The sequence below is a fragment of the Streptomyces sp. AV19 genome (genome assembly GCF_015999245.1).
GTDB lineage: Bacteria > Actinomycetota > Actinomycetes > Streptomycetales > Streptomycetaceae > Streptomyces.
In genome coordinates, this window is sequence record NZ_JAEAMR010000007.1 from 366,013 (window position 1) to 372,597 (window position 6,585).

At 71.3% G+C, this 6,585-nt stretch carries 6 protein-coding genes and 1 pseudogene; 5 read left to right on the top strand and 2 right to left on the bottom strand.

The features are described from left to right. Positions 1 to 25: 25 nt before the first annotated feature. From I5Q34_RS11235 to I5Q34_RS11245, 3 genes are all read left to right on the top strand, one after another. Complete coding sequence (locus I5Q34_RS11235) at positions 26 to 1,093, top strand: alkene reductase (RefSeq protein ID WP_199892053.1); 1,068 nt, start codon at positions 26 to 28, stop codon at positions 1,091 to 1,093. A 196-nt stretch (positions 1,094 to 1,289) separates the two neighbouring features. Continuing rightward, entirely contained in the window at positions 1,290 to 1,982 is a 693-nt protein-coding gene (locus I5Q34_RS11240) for a restriction endonuclease (protein WP_199892054.1), read from the top strand. Positions 1,983 to 2,140: 158 nt separating this feature from the next. Further along, the gene (locus I5Q34_RS11245) at positions 2,141 to 2,356 is read left to right on the top strand and encodes a hypothetical protein (protein ID WP_199892055.1); all 216 of its coding nucleotides are present in this window, start codon (positions 2,141 to 2,143) and stop codon (positions 2,354 to 2,356) included. 87 nt (positions 2,357 to 2,443) lie between these two features. Here I5Q34_RS11245 and I5Q34_RS11250 read toward each other — a convergent pair whose 3' ends face one another. Together I5Q34_RS11250 and I5Q34_RS11255 are read right to left on the bottom strand one after the other, a co-directional pair. Continuing rightward, positions 2,444 to 3,142, bottom strand: a complete 699-nt coding sequence (locus I5Q34_RS11250; RefSeq protein WP_199892056.1) for a response regulator transcription factor — start codon at positions 3,140 to 3,142, stop codon at positions 2,444 to 2,446. Then, on the bottom strand, positions 3,139 to 4,335 hold the full coding sequence (locus I5Q34_RS11255; protein ID WP_277965781.1) for a sensor histidine kinase: 1,197 nt from the start codon (positions 4,333 to 4,335) through the stop codon (positions 3,139 to 3,141). Before I5Q34_RS11255 ends, I5Q34_RS11250 begins: the two co-directional genes overlap by 4 nt. A gap of 345 nt (positions 4,336 to 4,680) precedes the next feature. Here I5Q34_RS11255 and I5Q34_RS11260 point away from each other — a divergent pair, with 345 nt between their 5' ends. Together I5Q34_RS11260 and I5Q34_RS34620 are read left to right on the top strand one after the other, a co-directional pair. Continuing rightward, positions 4,681 to 6,195, top strand: a complete 1,515-nt coding sequence (locus I5Q34_RS11260) for an alpha/beta hydrolase (RefSeq protein ID WP_199892058.1) — start codon at positions 4,681 to 4,683, stop codon at positions 6,193 to 6,195. A gap of 56 nt (positions 6,196 to 6,251) precedes the next feature. Next, positions 6,252 to 6,585 (top strand): annotated as a pseudogene (locus I5Q34_RS34620) (serine hydrolase); the annotation flags it as partial.

The following is a 6,585-nucleotide window of genomic DNA, read 5'->3' on the forward strand; positions in this document are numbered from 1 at the left end:
GCCAAGTAATTGGGAGGGTTCCGTCATGACCAGCGCTTTCGATCAGATCACCGTCGGTGGGAACCAGCTCGCCAACCGCATCGTGATGGCTCCGATGACCCGCAGCCGGGCGGCCGAGGGCGGCCTGGCCACCGAGCTGACCGCCGAGTACTACGCCCAGCGCGCCTCCGCCGGCCTGATCATCACCGAGGGCGTCCAGCCCTCCGTCGTGGGCCAGGGCTACCCCTTCACCCCGGGCCTGCACAGCGCCGAGCAGGTCGAGGCCTGGCGGAAGGTCACCGACGCCGTGCACGCCGAGGGCGGCCGGATCTTCGCCCAGCTGATGCACACCGGCCGCATCGGCCACCCGGTCCTGCTCCCCGACGGGCTCGTCCCCGTCGGCCCCTCGCCCGTCGCCGCCAAGGGCCAGGTCTTCACGGCCGAGGGCCCCAAGGAGTACGTGACCCCGCGGGAACTGACCGAGGACGAAATCCGCGCGACCATCGCCGACTTCGTCTCCGCCGCCCGCAACGCCATCGAGGCCGGCTTCGACGGCGTCGAGCTGCACGGTGCCAACGGCTACCTGATCCAGCAGTTCTTCTCGACCAACGCCAACCTGCGCACGGACGGCTGGGGCGGCTCGGTCGAGGGCCGTATCCGCTTCGCCGCCGAGGTCGTCGAGGCCGTCGCCGCCGAGATCGGCGCGGAGCGCACCGGTCTTCGCCTGTCGCCCGGCGGCACCCTCAACGACGTCCGCGAGGACGACCCGCGCCCCACCTACGAGGCCCTGGTCTCCCGGATAGCCCCGCTCGGCCTGGCCTACCTGCACATCATGGAGCCCGGCGACCGCGACCTCACCCTCGCCCTGCGCAAGCTCTTCGGAGGCACCTTCGTCCTCAACCCCTTCACCGGGGGTGAGCCGACCGGCCCCGAGCAGCTCGCCCTCGTCGAGGACGGCACCGCCGACCTCGTCTCGTTCGGCGGTCTCTTCCTCGCCAACCCGGACCTCCCCCGCCGCCTCGCCGCCGGCGGCCCGTTCAACACCCCCGACCGCGCCACCTACTACGGCGGCGAGGCCAAGGGCTACACGGACTACCCGACGCTGGAAGGCTGAGACCGCGTCTGCCGGGCCGCCGGGCCGCCGGTGCCGTTGGCCGGAACCCACGGCCTCCGGCGACCGGCTCCGGCCCCGATGTCAGTGGCACGTGCTCTCATACGACCTGTACGGAGACAGCGAACCACCTTGATCAAAGGGGGAGTTCCTTCGTGGCAGTACAGGTGGAAGCACACGTCCGGCCGGGCGGGCCCCGATGAGCCGCCGCCCGGCCCGGCGCACTCGGCGACGTCGTCCGGCCCGTCGCTCCGGCAAGCAGGACGAGCGCGTGGTCCTGCTGGTGGCCGTGATCGCGGCGGTCGGCCTCGCTGCCGCCGCCGTGCAGTGGCTGCTGGCGCACTGGTGGGTCCTCGCCGTCGTGGCGTCGCTCGCCGTCGGCGCGGGCGGCCTCTGGTGCCGGCTGGCGCGGCAGCGGGCCGAGTGGAACCGCGTACGAGCCCGGTCCCTGCGGTTGCGCATGACCGAGCTCGACGGGCTGGACCACCGGGCCTTCGAGTTCGCCATACGGGACCTGATGCGCCGGGACGGCTGCCGGGCCGAGCGGCTCGGCGGTGCCGGTGACAACGCCTGTGACGTACGCGCCGTCGACCCGGCGGGCCGGGTCTGGGCCGTCCAATGCAAGCACCGAAGAGACGGCGACGGCGGGTCCGCCGTGGGCGTGGGCGTGCTGCAGCAGGTCAACGGCACCGCCTGGCAGATCCACGGGGCGGACGTCGCGGTCGTCCTCACCAACGGCCGCTTCTCCTCGAAGGCCGTCCCCTGGGCCGGGGAGCACCGCATCCACCTCGTCGACCGCCGGGTGCTCGGCGAATGGGCCGCGGGATCGCGCCCTCTGTGGGACCTGCTCGACCGCATACCACCCCCACGCCGCCCGACCGCCCTGTCCTGACCCGCCGTGCTCGTACGGCACTTCGTGCCCGTCCCACCCGACAGAACCAGCCGCACACAGCCGCTTTGTTGCCATTCCCCTGGTAACGGAACTGCCGCGAAGCCGAGTTCGGGCTAAGAAGAAGGATCGGCGTCCTCGGCGGAGGGAGCGTTGGCCAGATGGTTCTCACCATCAACGTGGCGGTTCTTCTGGCCGTCATCATCGTTCTGCGGCTGCGTCGGCGCACCGAGGCCCGAAGCCGGCGCGACGAGCAGCTGACGGTGATCATTGTGCTGGTGTTCGGCGTGCTGGTCGCCCCGACCGGCTTCGGCCAGGGAATCCTGAACGTCGTGGGCCAGATCGCGCACAGCATCTCGAACACCGGCATGCCATGAGCTCCACGGACGCCCGCCCGCTCCGCGATCTGTTTCGGTCGCTCGGGCATGATTCGGCCGCCCGGGCATGAGAGGGCTCGGGCCGCGTCAGCCGGCGAACCCCGGCACCACCAGCCCGGACTCGTACGCGATCACCACCGCGTGCGTCCGGTTCTGCGCGCCGAGCTTGGTCAGCACGTTCCCGACGTGCGTCTTCACCGTCTCCAGGCTCACCGTGAGCGACTCCGCGATCTCCGGGTTGGACAGGCCGGTGGCCATCGAGCGCAGCACCTCCTCCTCCCGCCCCGTCAGCGCCGCCTTCGGCAGCGCCTCGGCGGAGCCCAGCGGGCGGACGGCGACCATCCGGCGCAGCGCCGCCGGGAAGAGGAGCGCCTCGCCCGCCGCCACCACCCGCACCGCCTCCGCGATCCGGCGGACGGGAAGGCGCTTGAGGACGAAGCCGCTGGCCCCCGCGCTGAGTGCGGCAGTGACGTAGTCGTCGTTCTCGAAGGTCGTGATGACCACGACCTTCGGTGGTTCGGCCGACTCGGCAAGGAGCTGCCGGGCGGCCTCGATGCCGTTGCGACGCGGCATCCGCACATCCATCAGGACCACGTCCGGCCGCAGTCGCCGCGCCTGTTCGACCGCCTCGACGCCGTCGGCGGCCTCCCCGACCACCGCGATCCCCGGCTGCATCGCGAGCAACGTGCGCAGACCGCTGCGGGTCACCTCGTCGTCGTCCGCGATCAGGAGAGTGACGGGAGCGCTGGTGGAGCCGGACCTGCCGGGCGCGTCGGAGCCCGTCATGCCGACACCCGCACGGGCAGCCGGACCGCCAGCCGCCAGTGCCGCGGCCCGTCCGGGCCGGCCTCGAACTCGCCGTGCAGCAGCCGTACGCGCTCGGCGAGACCGGGCAGGCCGTGCCCGGACGTCGGGAAGTCACCCCGGAGCGGGCCCGTGTCCGTCCCCGTACCGGTCCGGTTGACCACGCTCAGCTCCAGCCGGCCCGGCGCAGTCGCCACGCGGACCTGGACCGGACCGCCCGCCCCGTGCCGCAGCGCGTTCGTCAGCCCCTCCTGCAGGATCCGGTACGCCGCCCGGGACAGCGTCCCCTGTACGTGCCCCAACTCGCCCGGCAGATCCGGCTCGACCACCGCGCCCGCGTGCCGCAACCGGTCGAGGAGCTCGGGCAGGTCGGCCAGGGTCCTGGGCGGCGCCGTCCCCGCCTTTTCCTCGCGCAGTACGCCCAGCACGTAGTCCAGGTCCTCCAGGGCGGCCCGGGTCGACTCCTCGATGCTGCGCAGGGCGGCCCGCGCCGCCACCGGGTCGGCGGAGAGCACCTCGCCCGCCACCGCCGCCTGGATCGTGGTCGCCGTCAGCGTGTGCCCGATCGAGTCGTGCAACTCGTGGGCCAGCCGGTTGCGTTCGGCCAGCCGCTGCTCCCGCTCGGCCGCCAGCGCGAGCTGCTCGGCCGGGGACGGCCCCAACAGCCTCGGCGCCAGCCACCGCAGAGCGTTCGTCACCGCCACGCACAAGAGTGCTGCCAGGACAACGCAGACGAGCGCCGCCACCCAGCTCTGCCAGCCGCCCTCCGGATGCAGCGTCCAGCCGAACAGGGCCAGTTCCGCATCGGCCTTGAGCCAGCCTTCCGGGAGGGCCAGGCCCATGATGAACAGCGCAATGCTCGTCGTCGCCCCCGTCCACCCCAGTATCACGTGGAGCAGCAGCCAGAGGGGAGTCCGCCAACGGCCGGCGCCGGACGGCACCGCGGGTGTCCGCGCGGCAGGAGGGGTCGGCCCGGTGCCGGGTGATCCCGCGCGCTTGCCCACGGCCGTGGGGTCCGGCAGCCGGACCCGCAGCAGGCGGCGGGCGGACGCGATCAGGACCCGCCGCGTGGTGCGGGCGAGGCCGACCACAGAGATCAGTGCCGCCCAGGCCAACAGCGTCAGAACGGCCCGCACTTCATACGGAGCGGACGGCCACGCCAGCGCCGGCAGCATGGCGAAAGGCAGCAACGCACCGCTTGCCATCGCGCCGCAAAAGGCGAACAGCGCGCCCGCATACGTGGAGCCGCGCAAAAGCGGCCGGATTCCCCTGATCATAAGCGGCCAGTATCGCCGGTCAGGGCCCCGGCGCCCTCCCTCGATCGGGGGAGGACTTCTTCCCGCCTTCCCGCGATGTGCGCCCGTGCCCCCGGAGCCCATGATCGTGGCCTGCCCAGTCAAACAGTCAAACGGTCGGACAGTCGGACAGTCGAATGGCCGAACTGGGAGGAGAGCCCTCCCGTGCGCAAAAAGACGGAAGGCCCCATCCCTTCCCCCACTTCCCTTGGAGCAAGGACGAGCATGACCGTGCGAAACACACGAACAGCTTCCCTTCTGGCCGTTGGCATCGCCGCGACGTTCGTTTCGACACTGACACCCGCCACGGCCTTTGCCGCATCCGGAGCCCCGGCCGCCAAGTCCCCCCTGCGGCCGTACACGCAGCAGCATCCGAAGTGGGGGCGCTGCGACGCGGACAGCCCCGCCGCCCTGCAGTGCGCGACTCTCAAAGTGCCGCTGGATTACGGCAATCCCGGCGGCAAACAGATCGACATCGCGGTGTCGCGGGTGAAGGCAACCAGTACGAAGGAACGTCGCGGTGTTCTGCTGTTCAACCAGGGCGGTCCCGGCGGGCCGGGCCTGCACATGCCCGTCATGCTCGAAGCGGACATCCCCGGGAAAGTGAAGCGACAGTACGACCTCGTCGGGTTCGATCCGAGGGGTGTCGGACGGAGCTCTCCCCTCAACTGCGGTCTGACTCCCGACGAACAGAACTTTGAGCGCCCGTACAAGGCCGAGACCTTCGCGGAGGACGTGAAATGGGCGCGCACAGTGGCCGACAAGTGCCGCGCCAAGGGCGGTGACAAGCTCCGGCACCTCACCACCCGCAACACCGCCCGCGACATGGACGTCATCCGTGCCGTACTGGGCGAGAAGAAACTCTCCTACTTGGGTATCTCGTACGGCACTTACCTCGGCGCCGTCTACATGCAGATGTTCCCCGGGAGAGCCGACCGGTTCGTGCTGGACAGCGCGGTCGACCCCGCGCAGTACGGGCGGGGCATGTTCCAGGGAATGGCGGAGGGGACCGAGCCCGCTTTCACGAGGTGGAGCCGATGGACCGCCCAGCGGCACACGACGTACAAACTGGGCACCACCCCGGCCGAAGTCCGCAAGACCTTCCGGGACCTGATCGCCCGGGCCGGCCGCAAGCCCATCGACTCCGACGACGGTCCTCTCACCGGTGACGACATCCGCGCCCGGCGCGCCACGTTCTTCCGCGTTCAAAAGGCCGCCGAATGGGTCGCCGGACTGAAGCAGGCGGCCGAGGGCAAGAAGCCGGACCGGGCCACGGCGGACCCGGCCGTCCCGCCGGCCTCCGCCCAGGACGGTTCCGCGGACAACGAAGCCTCGACCGCCTGGGCGGTCATGTGCGCCGACACCCGGCCGTCGTGGGCGGACGACCCCGAGCAGTACCGCCGCGACGCGATCCGCGACAAGGCCCGGTACCCGCTCTACGGCGATTTCGCGTCCAACATCAAGCCGTGCGCTTTCTGGAAGCAGGGCAGCGAGCCCGCGACAACGGTGAACAACAAGGCCGGAGCGCTGATCCTCCAGAACGAGTGGGACCCCGCAACGCCCTTGGCCGGCGGTCGGGCCATGCACCGTGTCCTGCGCGGCTCCCGGATGATCACGGTCGCGGACGGAGAGGGACACGGTGTCTACGGCACCAACTCCTGTGCGGACAGAGGCGCCGCGACCTACCTGACCACGGGCAGGCTCCCGGCCGAGGACCTGACCTGCCGAGCGCCGGCCTAGCCGGACGGGCTCGGCGCATATCGCCGGTCTACCGACAATTCCCCAGGAGTTGACTCATGCGTGAGCAAACATGGCAAGGACCTCGCCCGCCCAGGCGGCGGGACGGCCGGCGTCGCAGAGCCGCGTCGGCCACGGCCGCGATAGCTGTCGGCGTCGTGATGACGGGTGTTCTGGCGCCGCCCGCGGCGTCCACCACTGCCGGACCGGACACCGTCCGACAGGGACTGGACGCACTCGTGCGCTCCGACGGCGTGCCCGCCGCGCTGGCGAGTGTCAGGGACCGCGACGGGCGCACCCGTTCCTACGCCGCGGGGGTCGGTGACCTGGCCACCGGTGCGAAGGTGCCGAGGGACGGTCAGGTGCGGATCGGCAGCAACACCAAGACGTTCA

Excerpts from the sequence above, each read along its gene's own strand:
- I5Q34_RS11235 (WP_199892053.1), top strand. The coding sequence starts at position 26 with ATGACCAGCGCTTTCGATCAGATCACCGTCGGTGGGAACCAGCTCGCC.
- I5Q34_RS11240 (WP_199892054.1), top strand. The coding sequence starts at position 1,290 with ATGAGCCGCCGCCCGGCCCGGCGCACTCGGCGACGTCGTCCGGCCCGT.
- I5Q34_RS11245 (WP_199892055.1), top strand. The coding sequence starts at position 2,141 with ATGGTTCTCACCATCAACGTGGCGGTTCTTCTGGCCGTCATCATCGTT.
- I5Q34_RS11250 (WP_199892056.1), bottom strand. The coding sequence starts at position 3,142 with ATGACGGGCTCCGACGCGCCCGGCAGGTCCGGCTCCACCAGCGCTCCC.
- I5Q34_RS11255 (WP_277965781.1), bottom strand. The coding sequence starts at position 4,335 with ATGCTGCCGGCGCTGGCGTGGCCGTCCGCTCCGTATGAAGTGCGGGCC.
- I5Q34_RS11260 (WP_199892058.1), top strand. The coding sequence starts at position 4,681 with ATGACCGTGCGAAACACACGAACAGCTTCCCTTCTGGCCGTTGGCATC.